1 protein-coding gene is annotated in these 704 nt (G+C 66.6%); it reads left to right on the top strand.

The window, feature by feature from the left end; genetic code table 11:
- Nucleotides 1–699 (top strand): hypothetical protein (locus Q7F20_RS18620; protein WP_305741541.1); only part of this gene is annotated, 699 nt, incomplete at its 5' end.
- Between the last annotated feature and the right edge of the window lie 5 nt (nt 700–704).

Below are 704 nucleotides of genomic sequence, written 5' to 3'. Positions count from 1 at the left end.
GACAGCAAAGGAACGATCACCATGCGCAAGAGCCTGAAGACCTCCATCACCCTCGCCACGACCGGCGCGCTCGTCCTCGGCGGTGCCGCGTTCGGCGTCTCGGCCGCGCAGGCCGACGGCACCGTGCACACCGTGTCGTCGTCCTCGTCGAAGATCCCCGGCCCGGTCGCGTCGGTGCCCGAGGTCCTCGGTGGGAACACGGCCGTGAAGCTCGACTCCGGCTTCACCGACGCCCTGACCGCGCTGAAGCTGACCCCGGGTGTCTCCGGTGACGCCAAGCTCGCCGACGGGTCCGTGTCGTTCCCGATCACGTCGGGTTCGGTCACGTACTGGTCCCCGGACGGCAACTACCGTCCGTACGTGCAGGGTCTGCTGAACCACGACGACTCGGGCCTGACGCTGACGGCGGGTTCGACGACGGTGACGCTGCAGAACTTCGTGGTGAACCCGGGTTCGTCGAAGCTGTACGGTGACGTGCTGGTCAACGGGAAGGTCGCGGTGAACAACGCGTACCTGTTCTCGCTGCACGGTGGCACGCTCAAGCCGCTGCAGCTCGAGGGTGACAACGCGATCCTGACCGGCACCACGGTGCACGTCTCGGGTGACGCGGCGAAGCTGCTCAACAGCACCTTCAAGACCGACGCTGTGAAGTCCGGCCTCCTCGTCGGGACCGCGACCATCACCGCCAAGATCAAGTAACACCC

Source organism: Curtobacterium sp. A7_M15 (assembly GCF_030705415.1).
In the GTDB taxonomy this organism is placed as follows: Bacteria; Actinomycetota; Actinomycetes; order Actinomycetales; family Microbacteriaceae; genus Curtobacterium.
Note: the sequence above shows the minus strand (reverse complement) of the source record. Positions and strands in the feature narration are given on the sequence as shown.